Annotated in this window: 14 protein-coding genes (1 of these 14 cut by a window edge); 11 read left to right on the top strand and 3 right to left on the bottom strand. The window is 55.8% G+C overall.

What is annotated here, in order from left to right; genetic code table 11:
- The 7 genes from RE6C_RS28350 to RE6C_RS28380 form a co-directional block, all read left to right on the top strand.
- Nucleotides 1-141, top strand: the end of a protein-coding gene (locus RE6C_RS28350) for a DUF8689 domain-containing protein (protein WP_236618590.1). It extends 1524 nt beyond the left edge of the window; only the last 141 of its 1665 coding nucleotides appear in the window; its start codon lies off the left edge, out of view; its stop codon occupies nt 139-141.
- A 558-nt stretch (nt 142-699) separates the two neighbouring features.
- Complete coding sequence (locus RE6C_RS28355) at nt 700-1902, top strand: c-type cytochrome domain-containing protein (RefSeq protein WP_008662328.1); 1203 nt, start codon at nt 700-702, stop codon at nt 1900-1902.
- Between the two features lie 2 nt (nt 1903-1904).
- The gene (ppk1, locus tag RE6C_RS28360) at nt 1905-4292 is read left to right on the top strand and encodes a polyphosphate kinase 1 (RefSeq protein WP_236618591.1); all 2388 of its coding nucleotides are present in this window, start codon (nt 1905-1907) and stop codon (nt 4290-4292) included.
- Nucleotides 4293-4304: 12 nt separating this feature from the next.
- Nucleotides 4305-4667, top strand: a complete 363-nt coding sequence (locus RE6C_RS28365) for a hypothetical protein (RefSeq protein WP_008662332.1) — start codon at nt 4305-4307, stop codon at nt 4665-4667.
- A complete protein-coding gene (locus RE6C_RS28370; RefSeq protein ID WP_008662334.1) occupies nt 4664-6997 on the top strand; it encodes a hypothetical protein in 2334 nt (777 codons plus the stop codon). The genes RE6C_RS28365 and RE6C_RS28370 overlap by 4 nt, the downstream gene beginning before the upstream one ends.
- Nucleotides 6994-8094, top strand: coding sequence for an ABC transporter ATP-binding protein (locus tag RE6C_RS28375; RefSeq protein ID WP_008662335.1), 1101 nt, complete (start codon nt 6994-6996; stop codon nt 8092-8094). Before RE6C_RS28370 ends, RE6C_RS28375 begins: the two co-directional genes overlap by 4 nt.
- The gene (locus RE6C_RS28380; protein ID WP_008662337.1) at nt 8091-9095 is read left to right on the top strand and encodes a class I SAM-dependent methyltransferase; all 1005 of its coding nucleotides are present in this window, start codon (nt 8091-8093) and stop codon (nt 9093-9095) included. The genes RE6C_RS28375 and RE6C_RS28380 overlap by 4 nt, the downstream gene beginning before the upstream one ends.
- Before the next feature lie 9 nt (nt 9096-9104).
- On the opposite strand, the gene RE6C_RS28385 is transcribed toward RE6C_RS28380, so the two are convergent.
- On the bottom strand, nt 9105-9905 hold the full coding sequence (locus RE6C_RS28385; protein ID WP_008662339.1) for a DUF1559 domain-containing protein: 801 nt from the start codon (nt 9903-9905) through the stop codon (nt 9105-9107).
- Between the two features lie 175 nt (nt 9906-10080).
- Between RE6C_RS28385 and RE6C_RS28390 the strand changes: the two genes are divergently transcribed.
- From RE6C_RS28390 to RE6C_RS28400, 3 genes are all read left to right on the top strand, one after another.
- On the top strand, nt 10081-11670 hold the full coding sequence (locus tag RE6C_RS28390; RefSeq protein ID WP_008662341.1) for an ABC transporter permease: 1590 nt from the start codon (nt 10081-10083) through the stop codon (nt 11668-11670).
- Between the two features lie 333 nt (nt 11671-12003).
- Nucleotides 12004-13653: a YeiH family protein gene (locus RE6C_RS28395; protein ID WP_008662343.1), complete on the top strand. Its 1650-nt coding sequence runs from the start codon at nt 12004-12006 to the stop codon at nt 13651-13653.
- A gap of 65 nt (nt 13654-13718) precedes the next feature.
- Nucleotides 13719-13904 (top strand): hypothetical protein, encoded by a 186-nt coding sequence (locus RE6C_RS28400; protein WP_008662345.1) that lies wholly within the window; start codon nt 13719-13721, stop codon nt 13902-13904.
- A 133-nt stretch (nt 13905-14037) separates the two neighbouring features.
- Here the strand turns inward: RE6C_RS28400 and RE6C_RS28405 are convergent, their stop codons facing one another.
- Together RE6C_RS28405 and RE6C_RS28410 are read right to left on the bottom strand one after the other, a co-directional pair.
- Nucleotides 14038-14895, bottom strand: coding sequence for a pirin family protein (locus RE6C_RS28405; RefSeq protein ID WP_008662348.1), 858 nt, complete (start codon nt 14893-14895; stop codon nt 14038-14040).
- A gap of 79 nt (nt 14896-14974) precedes the next feature.
- A complete protein-coding gene (locus RE6C_RS28410) occupies nt 14975-15166 on the bottom strand; it encodes a hypothetical protein (RefSeq protein WP_039963739.1) in 192 nt (63 codons plus the stop codon).
- Between the two features lie 691 nt (nt 15167-15857).
- On the opposite strand from RE6C_RS28410, the gene RE6C_RS28425 reads away from it, so the two are divergent.
- Entirely contained in the window at nt 15858-17393 is a 1536-nt protein-coding gene (locus tag RE6C_RS28425) for an arylsulfatase (RefSeq protein WP_008662358.1), read from the top strand.
- Nucleotides 17394-17549 lie beyond the last annotated feature (156 nt).

Here is a 17549-nt window from a genome sequence, read left to right on the forward strand (position 1 = left end):
GTCGATCGTCCCTTCCGCAACTGCCAACCACGAGATTTGCTGCTCCAGGTTCGCAACTACTGCCTCTACAACAACCTCGAAGTGGAGCTCAAAAAGGAGTACTTTGACTTCGCCTGCGACAACTACTTCTCGGTGATGTAACCACCGAATCGGCGGCAAGCTTAACGACGATGCAAGCGGCCTGAACGCCGCGAAGGGACAGGGAAAGCAGCGATACGGTTCTCCGACGGGCCACGCCAGACCGGGGTGCGGGACAAATCGCGATCGAGCCTCCGGCAGCTCGCCCCCAAACCGTTGACCGGCACGATGACTCGCTGGACTCGACCTTGTTGGGCGAAAGCTCGCTGGGCCCCGAAAAGGAGGCATCGCACTGAAACACGGCACCACACAGTGAACTCAACTCCCGGGTGCTCAACCACCGCCTCGATCTACCATGGCGTTTCTCTATACGCTTGTCTGTCCACGTCACCCGAGGGCGAGAAACCGGGCCCAGGACAGCAATCCACCGCCGATCAGCTCGTTCGTGCGAACCGGCGCATTTCCCGAAGGAGACTGCTCGCACCCGATAAATGGGTTTCGATCCTGGTTTGGCGGGCACTCGTTCGCCGGTACAATGGGCATCCCTCCTTCGCTCATTTCAAATGAGTCCCGCCCCTCAGTCTGCTTCCGATCATGCCTATCTATTCTCCCTTGCCGCCGATGCCCGAATCTCATTCTCGCTGGAACACAGCCCAAACCAGACGGCAGTTTGCCTTTTGCGGCGTGTTTCTACTGACCTTGCTGTGCTCGCTGCTGCACCCCGGCAGCTCCAACGCCGCAGATGATGCTGAAACAAACGTGATTCGGATGCCGGTCGACGAAGAAGGCTTGGTCGTCGATTTTGAACGGGACATTGCCCCGATCTTCCGAGAACACTGCTTGGAATGCCACGGAGCCGAAGAGGCGAAGGCTGATTTTCGCGTCGACGATCGCGACACCGTGTTCAGCTACGTTTACGGAGAGGATCTCGAATCGAGCTCGATGTACATCGACTACTTGATCAGCGAAGACGACGACATGTTGATGCCACCTCGCAGTCATGGCGGACCACTTGCGCCGGCGGAACTGGCATTGATTCGAATCTGGATCGAAGAAGGTGCCAATTGGCCGGATGAAGCGAACGTCGTTCAGCCCGATCTGGATGGCTCGGGCCAACCGATTGAGTTGGCCGATGGCATCCGCAAAGGTATCGACCCAACCGACGCGGGACTGCTGGCTCGGGTCTGGTCGTTCCAAGGATTCCTTCACCCGGCAACCGTCCACTTCCCCATCGCCCTGTTCTTGGTCGGCGGGTTGTTCGTCGTGCTGGGTTGGAAGTGGCCCGCACTCGGTACACAAGTCCCATTGGTTTGTCTGCTGCTCGGTGCAGCCACGGCGATCGTTGCAACGATGATGGGTTGGTCCTTCTCAGTCGAAAAAGGCTACGGCTCTTGGACAAAGGTCAACTTCGATTCCGAACTGTTTTGGCATCGCTGGTCGGCCATCATCGTGACGGTCCTATCAACCATCTTCGCAATCATTGCTTTGAAATCGCTTCAAAGTGACGATGAAGCGGGACGCCAACGTCTGACAAACGTCTGGAAAATCGGATTGCTGGTTGTCGCCGGCATGGTCGGTGCAGTGGGTCACCAAGGCGGTGAGTTGACCTACGGAAAAGACTTTTACCCCAAGGCGATCAATATTCTTCTGGGCAAGCCTTGGCCACCGGAGTCAGCTCCCGAGACCGCTCTTGAAAGCGTTACCGAAGAAGAACAGTCGCCCGAGCTGACTTCTGACGCGGTCCCGACCGACTCGACAGTCCGCTTGAACACGTTCGCTATCCCCATCGCCATTCAGTCTCCTCCAGTTCCTTCGCGAGTTTGACGTTGTCCCACGATCCTGCCCCCTCTCAGTCCGTCGGCAAACGCCCTCAGAAAAGCACCAAAACCGTGTCGCGACGCCAAGTGGAATCCGCGGCTGCTGACGCACCTCGGTTCATCAACCGCGAGTTGGCATGGCTGGAATTCAACGCTCGCGTATTGGATCAGGGGGATGATCCGTCGGTAAGACTTCTGGAACGAGCCAAATTCCTGGCGATCACCAGTTCGAATCTCGACGAGTTCATGATGGTCCGCGTTGGCAGTTTAAAACTGCAGGCGGTGAGCGGAGGTGGACGACGCGACCCGTCCGGTCGAACCGCGACAGAGCAATTGCAGGCGATTTCGAAACGCTGCCAAGGACACGTCGACCGGCAATACCAATTGCTGCGAAACGAGTTGCTACCGTTGCTGGGCGAACACAAAATCAATCAAATCGATCCGGCCGAATGCAGCGATCGATTGCTCGCCGCCGCCGAACGCCATTTTCGCGGCGACGTGCTGGCGGTGCTTTCACCACAAGCACTTCACGACCGACGCTTCCCCATGCTGCCTGGTTTGGGAATCCACTTATGCGTGCAATTGCGTCCGGGCGATGAGATCGGTCCGCAACAGACCCCACCACCGACCGACTCATTGGACGATCGAGTCCCGTCGAATCTCAAGCGGCCCACCAACTCGGCCAACCACCAGTCCAATTCTGAAACCTCTTCGGCTTTGGAAGACGGTGCAGATCAAACCGAACCCGATACCCAATTCGCGGTGATCCCACTCGGCCGCACGCTTGGGCGTGTGATTCCGCTTCCGATCGAAAAGCCGCCGATTGAGAAGGGCGCGGCTCCCAAAGAAAGCGATGATGCGTCGCCCATCGAGTCGGGCTACTCCTACGCGTTGCTGGAAGACCTGGTCTCACACTTCGTTGACGAGTTCTTCCCCGGTCGCGAAGTGATTCAGTGCAAACCGTTCCGCATCACTCGCAATGCCGACATTGAACTTCGCGAAGACGGCGCGGGCGACTTGCTCGGCGGCATGGAAGAAGTCCTCGAGAGCCGACGTCTGTCCGATGTTGTTCGGTTGGAGATCGACGCGAACGCGAATTCAGAGATTCGCGACTACCTGATCAACAGCTTCAACGTCGATCCTCAATTCGTTTTTGACATCGACGGTCCTCTGGACCTGACGTACTTGTTTGCGCTTCACGGCCTGAAGGGAATGAACACCCTTCGCGACGATGAATGGCCTCCGCAACGCAGCCCAAGAATCGATCCCGCCGAATCCATGTTCACATCGATCTCGGACGGAGACATCATGCTGATGCATCCGTACGAGTCCTTTGATCCGGTGGTCCGATTGTTGGAAGAAGCCTCGGTGGACCCGGATGTTCTGGCCGTCAAGCAGATCCTGTATCGGACCAGCCGCAACAGCCCAATCGTTGCTGCACTGATGCGAGCTGCCGAGCGAGGAAAATATGTCACCGCGATTGTGGAGCTGAAAGCCCGATTCGACGAAGCCCGCAACATTGAATGGGCTCGCGAAATGGAACAGGCCGGCGTGCAGGTCATCTACGGCATTCGTGGATTAAAAACGCACGCGAAAGTTTGCATCATCGTTCGTCGCGAACCTCAGGGTTTGGTGCGATACGTCCACTTCGGAACCGGCAACTACAACGAGGTCACCGCCAACTTGTACGGTGACATCTCGGTGCTGACCTGCGATGAGATCCTTGGAACCGACGCGACGATGTTCTTCAACGCCGTCACGGGAGCCAGCCAACCGCAACCACTTCAACAACTCGGCATGGCGCCGCTGACGCTGCGTCGCCAAATCCTGGATTTGATCCAAGGTGAGACCGAACGTTGCCGGCAGGGCCAGAAGGGCGAGATCATCGCCAAGATGAACGCGTTGGTGGACACCGAGGTCATCGACGCGTTGTACTTGGCCAGCCAAGCGGGCGTGAAGATTCGCTTGAACGTCCGTGGCGTTTGCTGTTTGCGACCGGGCGTCCCGGGAATGAGCGAAACGATTGAGGTCGTTTCGATCGTCGACCGGTTCTTGGAACACGCACGAACGTTCTATTTCCGCCACGGTGGCGATCACGAGATGTTCATCAGCAGTGCGGACTGGATGCCTCGCAACTTGGACCGCCGAGTCGAATTGCTTGTGCCCGTGATCGATCCCGCTGCCCGCAAACGCCTTCGGGAAACACTGCAGCTGTATTTCCGCGACAATCAAAACGCGTGGCGGATGCAACCGGACGGGAGTTACCAGCGTTTGAAGCCACGAAAGAACGAAGCCCCCATGCGGGTTCAAGAGACACTGTATCATCAGGTGGTCGAGAATCGAAAAGCGGGCAAGCACGACCCGCAATCGACTTTCGAAACTCATCGTCCTGATTGATCTTGTCTCTGTTTGATCGAACGCATGCCTGCCCCTGAACCGATCATCACGCCCACGCCGTCCATTCAACCGGTCATTCGCAGCCGTGTGCTGCCTCGTGTCTCGTTCCGAATGATGATGGCAATCACGGCGTTGGCCGCCATCCTTGCCGCGATCACGCGAGCGGCGGGCAACGGGGCCGTCTTTGCAAAGGCCACTCTCGCCTTCGTAGGTGTCTTTGTTCTTTTTTTCGCGATGGCCGCCGGCGCTTTTCTGGTTTCGTGGTTGGTCGCTCGATTGACGATCGGGCGCGTCGACCAATCTCGCCAAGGCAGCCCGTTCGCCAAAGACGAATTGCCGCCGCAGTTGCTCAAGCCTCGGGAGAGAGAACTATGAACCGCTCGAAGCTTGCTTTCTGTTTCACAATCGCGGTGTTGCTGGTCGGAACTGCCTCAACACGCTCCTCTGCACAAAGCGACGCTGGTTCGCAAAGTTTTTGGCAGTTTGACGGATCCAACCTCGCAACTTTCCCCCGCGGTCGAGTCAATCGACTGGGGTACCAAATCATGGTTCGTGTTTCCGCCCCGGACATCCCGGAAACCCAGCGAGTTGAAATTGAGTTCGCATCGACAGGGGGGCCGACGACGGCAGATCACAACTTCACTTTGCTGCTGAGTCCCCGCGCAGACGGGCACAGCCCACCGCAATCTGCACTGGAAGTGGAGCTTCCATTCCAAATCCCCGAACAAACCACCCAACAAACAATCGTCCGGCACGTCCCCAAAACTTCTTACGGAGACGCCTACGAAGTTTGGATTCTGGAAAATGGACAATCCATCAGCCAAGTCCCCAACGAAATCGGCAGTCCGGTCCGGGATTACCGGGCGGTCGCCGACGGTCTCCGAGACGAACTTCGATGGCGGCTGATCTGGATCGACTCTGACAAAGACCCGAATGCACGCGAACCATCCCTGCAATCTCTCGTTGAATCAACCTTCGACATGCAGTGGGACGCCGACGTTTTTCAACCCGAACAGCTCCGGGTCAATGAAGACGGGCGAGTCAACGAACCGTTTGTTGCTGTCCAAGCACACACTCCTAATGAACTGCCTCTCGATTGGCGATCGTGGCTGCCGTTTGACGCAGTGGTGATTCACCGGCAGGACTACTTGAGATTCCAGTCTGAACAACCAGCGTGGTGGAAATCATTCACACGGTGGGTTCGTGGCGGCGGCGTGGTGCTGATCCGTGGAACTGAGCCTGGCGAAATGAACGACACTCAAGAGATTAGCGTTTCCACGTCGACCATGAATGCGGCCACCATCGACGCTTTCGCCAACTCCGCTTTGCAAATGCTTCGCACCAGTGCAGCAGAAATGTCGAACAACTGGAATCGGATGTATGCGGCCAACCGACAAGCCAACGCAGTCGACGAGTCGCCTATGCAAGGCATAGATGCCATCGAAAAATTTCGCCGCTCATTCGCCGATGCCTTTGGAGGCAATGCCAAAGCCACTCGGCTGGGCACAGAGAAAGGCATGAGGGTGTTCCCATTCGAGGCAGGACTTCTCGTCCAATTGCCCGCTCACGAAGACAATGCCCCCCTCAGCACCTTGGATTGGCGAACCACAAAAAACATCCTTGGTTTCCATGCCTACCGTACACTCCGCCGCGGCGTCGATCCCATGGTTGGTACCCAGCGGTTCTTCGAATGGATGATCCCGGGCGTCTCCCAACCTCCGGTTTACACCTTCATGGGATTCCTGGGACTATTTGTTGTCTTGGTCGGACCGGTGGCTTACCGCAAAACAACCAAGAGCGGACGCAGTTACCTGATGTTCTTGATCGCCCCCGTGCTCGCCGTCGCCACGACCGTCGCAATGATGGGATACGGAATCATCGCCGACGGTTTTGGCACTCGATTGCGAGCCCGACAAATCACTTGGGTCAACGCCGACGGCGACGCAATGTCCCGGACGCGCTCGACCTACTTCGCTGGCATCCGACCTTCCAACGGCTTGCGGTTCCCAGGCGACGCATCGGTAACGCTGCTTTTGGACAATGAGGAAACCAGCTGGGAAGACCGAATCCAGCAGCGATTCGATCCACGCGGGAAAGTCAACGTCACCGAGGACGAAATTCGTTTGTCGAGTCGCTTGCTTCCCAGTCGTCAACAACGCCAGTTCGTGGTCGAACAACCCCGCGACCAATTTGGCACGGTCCGCATCATGGAATCTGAACCAGAAGCCGTTAAGCGAGTCAGCGTGGAAGTGAAAAACGATTGCGAGCTGAACTTGCAGGGGGTCTTGGTCCGCGATCAAGACGGACTCTTTTTTGTGGCCGAAAACGTTGGTTCAGGCGAAACTGCGCGTGCCAAGTTGCTGACCAAACTCGAAGCTTCGAAGTTGATGGGGGACTGGTACAAACGCCAATGGTTGGTGAGCTCAAAAACGAACCGTCGATCCGAGACGGCGGATCGACAAATGCGACGTCGCATGATGGACGAAACCTTCGATGTCATCAACAAAGTTCGATCGACGCTCGCGATGACGTCCGCGCCTTCCGACGGCGTTTTTGAGCATGAGCTTCAACAACGCATGCAGCTAGGTAAGTCGTTGCCCAATCGCTCCTACATCGCCCTGGCTGATTTGTCCGACGACGTCCCCGCCATCGATGGCGTCTCCATTGAAAACAGCATCCACTTCGTGATGGGAGACCTGCCATGAGCACGACTTCGCAAGAATCCCAATCGGCGGCTCAACCGACCGGCACGGCGAGCAGCAACCAGGTCTCAGCCGGAGTCCACGCGGGCACAGCGGATTGCATCGAACTCCGCCGATTGCATCGCTATTTTGGCAAAACCCATGCGGTCCATGACATCTCGTTCTCGGTTCGCCGAGGACATGTGTTTGGCTACATCGGCCCCAACGGTGCCGGCAAAACAACATCGATGCGAATCCTCGCGACGTTGGATTTGCCCAGTTTTGGCGATGCGTTTGTCGACGGATTTTCGGTCGTCAATGATCCCGAATTGGTCCGCAGCCGGCTCGGTTTCATGCCCGACAGCTTTGGCACTTATCGCGACGTCAACTGTGAAGAGTACCTGGACTTCTTCGCTCGAGCCTACGGTTTGACCGGCCGTGATCGCACACGACGTTTGCGTGAAGTGCTGGAATTCACCGGCACGATGGGCATGAAAGACAAACCAATTCGTGGCTTGAGCAAAGGCATGAAGCAACGCCTGTGTCTCGGACGAGCCCTGGTCCACGACCCCGCCGTTTTGATTTTGGATGAGCCCGCGGCCGGATTGGATCCGCGAGCCCGGATTCAGCTGCGACAAATGATTCGCCAATTGGCCAATCGCGGCAAAACCGTTTTGATCAGCAGCCACATCCTGACGGAACTCGCAGAGATGTGTGACAGTGTCGGCATCATCGAACAAGGTCAACTGCTGGCGACGGGCAGCGTTGAAGACATCCAACGTCAACGAGCGCAACACCGCGAACTCACACTGCGAGTGCTCGAACGTGCAAACGACGCCGCCGATCTGATTCGCAACCACCTGGCCGAACACTCTTCCAAATCAAACGGCGTTCCCGTCGAAAATCAGTCTTCCGAAACCGACGAACAATCCTTGCCGCCCGCATCCCAAGTCGTCGTTGATGGCGAACTAGTACGCTTTGAATTCGAAGGCGACGTTCGCGATCAAGCCAATTTGGTCGCTTGGTTGATCGGACAAGGTTTCCTGATCGCCGAAGTTGCCGCTCACAAGAAAAGCCTCGAGGATGTCTTCCTGCAGGTCACCGAGGGATTGGTTCAATGAGCGACTTCTTTACCCCGCCCAAACCTGTCACTCCCCTGCCCTCGCCCGAGGTCACCGCTCGACAGAGCGAGGAGTTCGCCGCGAGACTTCGCAAACGTGCCAAACACCTTCGTCGTTGGCCCACGAAACAAGACATCACGTGCTTCCGGCTTTACGAACGCGATGTCCCCGAGGTGCCTTTGGTTGTCGATCGATACGAAGACCATTTGCACATTGGTGAATTCGAACGTCCCCACGATCGCAGCGACGATGAACACACCGTGTGGCTGGAACACATGGTCAAGGTCGCCGCAAAGACACTGGACGTGCCACGTTCCAAGGTCTTCTTCAAACAACGCAAACGCCAACGCGGAACGGCCCAGCACGAAACCGTGGCGAGCCGACACTACCAGATCGAAGCCAAAGAAGGCGGCTTGAAATTCCAGGTCAACTTGTCGGACTACATCGACACCGGTTTGTTTCTCGATCACCGCATCACCCGATCGATGGTTCGTGATGAAGTCGCCGGCAAACGATTCCTCAATCTGTTCGCCTACACGGGCTCGTTCACGGTTTATGCCGCTGATGGTGCGGCCGCATCCACGACCACGGTGGATTTGTCGAACACGTATTTGACTTGGGCGAAAGAAAACATGCGTCTGAACGGTTTCGAAAGCGACTCGCACGAATACATTGCTGAGGACGCGATGACGTTTATCAAAAACCTTCCCGCCACCGCAGTTTTCGATGTAGCCGTCGTCGATCCTCCCACCTTCAGTAACAGCAAACGCACCCAAAAAGATTGGGTCGTGCAAGACGATTACAAGGATCTGATTCAGCAAACTCTCAAACACATCGCTCGAGACGGTGTCGTTTACTTCTCAACCAATTTCCGACAATTCCAAATGGACGAATCCGCTTTCCCGGGTGCCAAAGTCCACGAAATCAGCCGGCAAACCGTGCCAGAAGACTTCCGCAATCGACGCATTCACCGGTGCTGGCGAATCACGCGAACCAACTGACGGAGACCGTCACCGGCCAACAATATCCTCGCCTCCGTCCTTGGTTACCAATGCTTCCAAGAGACCAACTTCGATGGAATTGGTGATGAACTTGACGGCACCGTCGCCAAAAACAATGTGTCCTCCGCCCTGGTGAGAATCGTCTTCAGAAAGTTCCAGCAAAGTTTGCATATCGATGTCTTCGGGGCTCATCCAATGAACCTCATTTTGATGTTCGGTTTCGACAAACAAGATGGTGCTGGCCAAACCATCGGTCGCCTGACCGAACTTGGTTGAGACCGCCCCCTCGAACATGCCCGAAGGTTCCACAACTGCAACGTAGGAGGTCATCAACGGATCGCCCACCTTGGAAGGACAGGCATAGGCAGACACCGCGGTCGATGCCACCACCGTGTTCTCAGGTGCGTCCCAAGGTTTGGACAAATCAATCTGCTGATACAAAGCGTTCTGCCCCATGAAAGGCAGAATCGCCACTCGCCAACTGTGCAGTTTGTTGCCATTTTCATCGACCGTGTACGCGGGCGGCAATTGATTGTAAGCGGCATGATAATTGTGCAACGCCAGCCCGATCTGCTTCATGTTATTGCTGCAACTCATTCGCCGAGCCGCCTCACGTGCTGCCTGCACCGCAGGAAGCGTGATTCCCACCACGATGCCGCCGCAGACAAGCAATCCCACAAACGCGAGCCCTAAGAGAGGAGCGATCACGCACCCAGAATTGAAACCGCTCTGTCCCACCACTTGCGCCTCAACTGGCGCCGTTTCGGCGTAGGGATTTTCAGAAACGAGTGGATCAGGCGAATCGGACATGGTGATCTCGTTGCGGAAGGACGGGGAAGCAACCCAAATTGACGACCACCTTCATCTTACCCTTCTCGCGAGCGGTGTGCTGAACGAGGGAGCATCGGCGTGAACCACCTCGCGACGGAGCAAAACCCGGTATCATTCAGGACGCAAACTGTCCTTTTCTTCGATTGAACATCGCATGAGCACCGCATCAATATCGGAACCGAGTGCATCCCTCCGCGAGAACTCCGCGTCGTGGTTGCTGCGTTTGGATGAGTGGGCCGCTCGGACGGGCGACAAACTCAATCCGATTCTGATCAAAGAAACTCGCCAAGCACTCAAGAGCCGGCAGTTCGTTGTCACGTTCTCGGTGCTGTTGGTCGCCGCGTTTGCTTGGACTGTGATCGGCAGTCTGATGCTGATGCCCCAGATCTACACGTCGCCGTCGGCACCTCGGTTGTTGATCGGCTACTACTTCGTGCTTGCCGTGCCGATGCTGTTGATTGTCCCGCTAGCAGCCTACCGATCTCTCGAAGCAGAAATCGATGACGGGACGCTAGAACTGCTTTCAATCACCTCGCTGAGTGCCTGGCAAATCGTGATGGGCAAACTAGCCAGCGCTTCGCTGCAAATGATGCTGTACCTGATCACGCTGTTTCCTTGCGTGGCTTACGCTTACACCCTGCGCGGCATCGACTTGCCGACGGTGGGATTGATCATGGCGATGCTGATCGCCAGCGGTTTGCTGCTAACCGTCGTCGCCTTGTCGTTTGCACCGCTCGCTCGCGGTCGCACCGGACGCATCTCAACACTGCTCGTAGTGTTGATGGTGCTAATGCTTTGCGAGTACTTGGTTGGTGCCGGTGCGGTGGCACTGATTCTCTATGGCAATCCTTTGGACGCGGGCTGGACGTCATTCCTTTTGGTCGGCAGCCTGCTCACCGCGATTTGCTTCAGCCATCTGCTGCTGACAACCACCGCCGCGCAGCTCACTCCCGAAAGCGAAAATCGATCCAGTGGAATTCGCTGGTCGATCTTAGTTCTCACCGCGACCTTGATCGGGTTGGCAACCTTCACGATGGAGTGGAACCCAGGCGATTCCCAAGAAGGAATGATTCTGTGGTTTCCGGTTGCGATGATTCTGGCAGGAGTCTGGACCGGAGCCGGGGCCATGATGGCGGCAGAATCCAGCAGCCTGACGCCGCGAATCCAACGGGAACTACCCGGCAACTTCCTCAGCCGGTTGACGCTCACGTTTCTGACGCCCGGGCCCGCAACAGGTTTGGTATTCGCCAGCTTGGGCTCGATCCTTGTTGCAACCTTGTTGCTGGCCGCTGCCTACCGAGCCGAATCAGTTGTGGGACCGATGCCGGGCGGTGCGATGACATCCCTTTATCACTTGGTAATTGCCTACACGTCGTACCTTGTCATCTTTCTGTTCTGTGTTCGATGGATCGTCGCATTGGTGCGAATCAACAACAACCCGCGAGTCGAAATTGGCTTGGCCGCCTTCATCGTTGTCGCCGTCCTTGCCGCACTGGTTCCCTACGCGATTGGACTGCACCTGAACGACTATCGCCAATACGACTATTCGGCGTGGCAAATCACCAACTGGGTTTGGACCATTGGCATGATCATCGATCGAAGCGTGTCCGATATTTTGATTGGCGCATTGGGTGTTTGCGGCCTGATCGCTTTGTTGCTGTCCATCGCCACCGTTGGTCGACGATCCTTGGCGATCAAGACCGCTACACCGGAGGCCGTCTTGGCTGCTCGTGAAAACCAGTGAAGCAGCAGTGACAATCAGTTGATTCGCGGCATGCACTCACGATGTTCTATGGAGCGTCCCACATCGAGTTCTTGTTCACGATCGACGGGTTCAGTTGGTAGGATTGTCGTAGAAGCCGGAAAATGCTGATGCTGTCCCGGAGCGGTGAAGATATCCACCGCAATAACATTCCAACCCGTGGTATCGAATCGAGCCCCGGTTGGAGCAAATTTTGGTACAGCTGCGACATGCGACCGCTCTCCCTGCACAAGCATGCCCTGATTGGCTTGCCGTCAGACTTCATTTCCCTCCTGCCTCGTTCATCCTAACCCGCCTGCTGTCTTGCACTCCCCCATGAACTCCACATCCCCCACCCCGGACCCGACCGACACTGCCCGCGGTGACGACAACTCGAACGTCGCGACTCCACCAAGCCGACCAAGTCTGTGGCGAGACATGAGCACCAGTGAGGACTGGTGGGCGATCTGGTGCGCCGGCCTGCTGCTCGCCATCTCATTCGCAGTAGTTTGGTTTGGCCAACCGGATAACCTCAGCGAACTCCTTGCCGCTTCCCGAGCAAACGACGACGTCACCGAGGCTGCCGCGGAAACGGTGAACAAACCAATCAGCGAGACGCCCAAATTGATGGAAGGAGCAGGCGTCTCAACGTCGGAAGGCACAGTATCCGACGACACAACGGAAACCTTATCAGCGTCAGATCTCGCATCCGAAACGGAAGCCGTTGCTGAGGATGCCGTGGAGACGAAAGAGGAGTCTTACGAATACACCAGTCCTCTCAAGCCGTTTCTCTCGAAACCGGGCAAATGGACCGACAACCCACTGGATGCCATCTCATCGACTTGGACGGGTACCCTCGGTGTCTTTCTGGTTATCGCGGCACTTTTCGCCTTCGCAAATCAAACAAGAGGAAAATCTGCATCGGCATTTCTGACGGCATTCCCGTTTGTGTTCTTGCTTGCCACGCTTGCTTACTGGATGTCCGGCCAAAGCGTGGTCAAGGCCTACAACCTCGAATATGCCCTTTGGGCGTTGCTAGTCGGATTGATCATCAGCAACACCGTCGGAACACCAGACTTTCTTCGTCCTGCAATCTCGACGGAGTTCTACATCAAAACTGGATTGGTCTTGCTTGGTGCCGAGGTGCTGATGAGCCGTTTGCTGGCACTCGGTCTGCCCGGTGTGTTCGTGGCCTGGCTGGTCACGCCAGTTGTTTTGATCACGACGTACTGGTTCGGCCAAAAGGTCCTGAAGATCCAATCGAAATCACTTAACATGGTGATCTCCGCCGACATGTCCGTCTGCGGTGTCTCTGCCGCGATCGCAACAGCGGCGGCCTGCAAAGCCAAGAAGGAAGAACTGTCGCTTTCGATTGGTTTGTCGCTCGGGTTCACCGTCATCATGATGGCGGTAATGCCTGCAGTGATCACCGCACTGGGCTTCGACCCCATCCTTGGAGGCGCGTGGTTAGGCGGGACAATTGACTCGACCGGCGCGGTCGCTGCCGCTGGCGCTGTGCTGGGCGACGAAGCCCTCGAAGTCGCCGCCACGGTGAAGATGATTCAGAATATTTTGATCGGCGTGACCGCATTTTGCGTCGCCATTTACTGGGTCACATTTGTCGAAAGAGATGCCTCGGGACCGAAGATCGGAATCTCTGAAATCTGGTACCGTTTTCCTAAGTTTGTACTCGGATTCGTCGCGATGTCGATCCTGTTTTCGTTTCTCTACTCCTCCCTGACCAACGGCCCGGAACTCATCAACGCAATGATCGGCGGCTCCACCAAAACGCTTCGTGGATGGTTCTTTTGCCTCGCGTTTGTCAGCATTGGTTTGGAAACCAACTTCCGGCAACTACTGCCGCAACTCAAAGGTGGCAAACCGCTTGTCCTTTACGTCTGTGGTCAATCACTCAACCTTATTTTGACATTGGTGATGGCGTACTTGATGTTCAAAGTTGTCTTCGCTGACACGGTAACGCCATGAGCGACCATGACCATAGCTTCCGAAAAAGCTCCTGCCGTGTTGGCGCGTTAGTCGGGATAGTTTCCTTGCTTTCGATCGTTTGGTTGGTGATTCTTCCCGCTTATGCTCGTCAGCCCAAGATGCGGCAGCACTTAAGATGGCTCGACGACCAGGGCATCGACCCCAGTGCGATGTACTACACCGAACTGGAAGTCATGGAAGACATTCTCGCCAAACAACGACTGGCAGAGATTCGGCGAAAATCCCCCTAGCAGCCTGTTGATTTAGTCGTATACCGAGTGACAACAATTAGCCGATGGGCGTTAGCCCCGGTTGGCGTCTGACTAACCGCCGCTAACGCGGTGCGGCTCATTAAATCAACAGCCCGCTAGCAAAGTAAGTCATTCAGTCCAAGCGGCCCATTTTCCCCGCTTGGTAGTCGGCGATGGCGGCGCGGATTTCTTCGCGAGTGTTCATCACGAATGGCCCCTGCCCCACAACGGGCTCGCCAAGTGGCTCGCCGGTCATCAACAAGACGCGGGATTCAGACTTCGCTTCCAAAACCACTGAGTCGCCAGAGCGTTCCAACAACGCTAGCTCAACCGCTTGGATTGAACTTTCGTTGACTTGGACCTTTCCTCTTTGAACGATCACAACGCACGTGTGTCCAGAGGGAACCGTCAGCGTTGTCGCTGCTTTGCCGGTGAGCTGAACATCCCACAAGTTGATGGGCGAGAACGTACTGGCCGGCCCCTTTGCATCACCAAGTTCGCCCGCAATCACACGAACCGTTCCCGCATCGTCTGGCAACACAACTCGAGGGAACTGGTCGTCACGCAGATCTTGATACTTCGGCGGTGCGGTCTTGTCGGTCGATCGCAGGTTCACCCATAGCTGAACCATCTCCAAAGTCCCGCCTTCGTTCGCGAATCGACGACTGTGGAATTCTTCGTGTACGACGCCAGAGGCCGCCGTCATCCACTGCACATCGCCGGGGCCAATTGCACCTCGGCTGCCACTGGAATCTCGGTGCTCGAGTTCACCCTGGTAGAGAATCGTCACGGTCTCGAAACCACGATGTGGATGTTCACCCACACCGCGTTTCGCTTCGTCGGGTGCAAAGTCATGCGGCCCGGCATAGTCCAGTAACAAAAACGGATCGAACTCGTTCCTACCGACGTACGAGAACAAACTTCGAACCGGGAAACCGTCGCCCACCCAGTGTTGCGGTACGTCCCGAATGACTCGCTGAACCGTTTTCATTGCACTTATCCCGCGTGAGAGTTCCGAACTCCTCTCCTTCTACGCGAGATCCAACGCGGCAACAAGCGTCCGAATTTACTCAGGTGAAGTCACCTCGCTCGTTGCCTTCATCGTCGTATCGAATGAACGCAAAGTACACGAACGACACCGGCAGGCACGGCAGCAGTAGCAGGTAGTACCAGGAAATAAAGAACGCAAACGCGAAAATGATCGATACAAAAATCATCCAGACGATTTTCGTGTCACGCCATAAACCTCGAAACTGTTCCATCGATTCACTTCGTTTGCTTGGCGTTGGTGGGGAGCTTCCGCCAGCCAATCCGGCTGGTCTGCAATTCCGATGATCAATTTGCCAAGGGTGACATCGGGTAGAGCATCTCTTTTTCTACATTCAAATCGATCGCGATACGACTGCGATGCGAGCAACACGTCCGATAAACCAATCCATTGCGCCGCCGCAAAAACGATTCGCGTCAAAACATTATGCCTTCCAAAGACGTGAATGGGCATGCGTGGTCATTCGGATGCGACGTTCTGTCCCGAACCTCAAAGCAAATGCATTGACTTTGGACCGGACACTTCAAACGTATCGCCAAATCGAGCCAGCAACCGCCAACCTCTTTTCAAAGATGACGTCGCACCACAAACGTTGGCGTTCCGGCGACGAATGCGAAACAAAACCTGCTGGGTGGAGATCCTACGTAGACCGACAAAAGGATTCCCAATTCCATATCGTTTAACAGTATTTTCCCACAGCGTCAGGACTTCGCATCACCGACTCGAGGACGAACGTGCGCGTTCAAATCGATCGACTTGGAAAAAACAACTCACCTCGCATGAAATCTCAGTGAACCCAGTTGAACGAGCTGGGTGATTCGCGAAGAATGACGCGGGTTGCCAAATGCACCCTTCTCTGTCCCGACTTCTTTCGGAGCCAACCGATGTCCGTTGTTTCAAGACTCGTGCTCATAGCGGCAGCTGTCCTGCCCGCACTGTCGCTGCAAGCCCAAGACAAGCCCAACATCGTCGTCATCTGGGGTGACGACATCGGCGTGCACAACATCAGCGCCTACAACCATGGTGTGATGGGTTACAAGACGCCCAGCATCGATAGCCTCGCTAAAGAAGGCGCGATGTTCACCGATGCTTATGCTCAACAAAGCTGCACCGCTGGACGAGCCTCCTTCATCCTTGGCCAGCACCCATTCCGCACTGGATTGCTGACCATCGGAATGCCAGGGAGTGAACACGGGATTCCCGATTGGACCCCAACCATCGCCGATGTGTTGAAAGAGCAAGGTTACACCACCGGCCAATTTGGAAAGAACCACCTGGGCGACCGAGACAAGCACTTGCCCACCAATCACGGATTCGATGAATTCTTCGGCAACCTCTATCACCTCAATGCCGAAGAGGAACCCGAAACTTACTACTATCCAAAAGATCCTGAGTTCCGGAAAAAGTATGGACCTCGCGGGGTCATCCATTCCTTCGCCGATGGTCGCTTGGAAGACACCGGTCCGCTCACCAAGAAACGCATGGAAACGATCGACGAAGAAGTCCACACCAAAGCCATGGACTTCCTCGAACGAGCAACAAAGTCAGAGAAGCCAGCTTTCCTTTGGTACAACTCGACACGCATGCACGTGTGGACTCACCTGAAGAAAGAATCGCAAGGCCGAACCGGCATTGGGCTGTATCCCGACGGAATGGTCGAGCATGACGACTATGTCGGCAAAGTGCTCCAGAAGATCAAAGACCTCGGCATCGAAGACAACACGATTGTGGTCTACAGCACCGACAACGGAGCTGAAACATTCAGTTGGCCCGATGGAGGCATCACGCCTTTCCATGGCGAAAAAGGCACAACCTGGGAAGGCGGTTTCCGCGTCCCATTGTTGGTCAAATGGCCCGGCGTGATCGAGCCTGGCACGGTCTACAACGACATCATTTCGCAAGAAGATTGGATGCCCACTTTCGCAGCCGCGACGGGTGAGCCTGAATTGGTCGAAAAGATGAAGAAGGGCTACAAAGCCAACGGCAAAGAATTCAAAGTTCACCCGGACGGCTACAACTTTTTGCCGTACTTCCAAGGTGACGCCGAAGAGGGTCCCCGCAAAGAGATATACTACTTTGGACAGGGCGGTGACCTGAACGCGGTTCGCGTCCAGAACTGGAAGATCCACTTCGCGACCGTCAACGGAAACATCGCCACCGGCACGCGAGAAATCCCGGGCTGGCCATTGATCATCAACCTTCGCGCCGACCCTTATGAAAAAATGTGGAAAGAAGGCACGCTGGGGTACTTCCGTTGGTACGCCGACAACATGTGGACCTTCGTCCCCGTGCAAAACTACATCCAACAATTCATGGCGACCATTCCGAAATACCCCTGGCAATCGGGATCCAGCCTGAACGCGGCCGGCATCAACTATCAAACGTTGAAAGCCCAAGAGTGGATCAAGAAACTCGAACAAGTTTCTCCGCCACGCAATTAGGTCGGCTCTCGTTGATCAGGCTCGGCTGAAACTCATCCGCTGAGCCGCGAAACTCTGCATCAACGGCCTCAACCCAATCCTGGGTCGAGGCCGTTTTCCATGGCGTCCACCCCACGACGTTGCGATGTGCAAGCGAGGCCATTACAACCAATCCTT

The sequence above is a fragment of the Rhodopirellula europaea 6C genome, assembly GCF_000338295.1.
GTDB lineage: Bacteria > Planctomycetota > Planctomycetia > Pirellulales > Pirellulaceae > Rhodopirellula > Rhodopirellula europaea.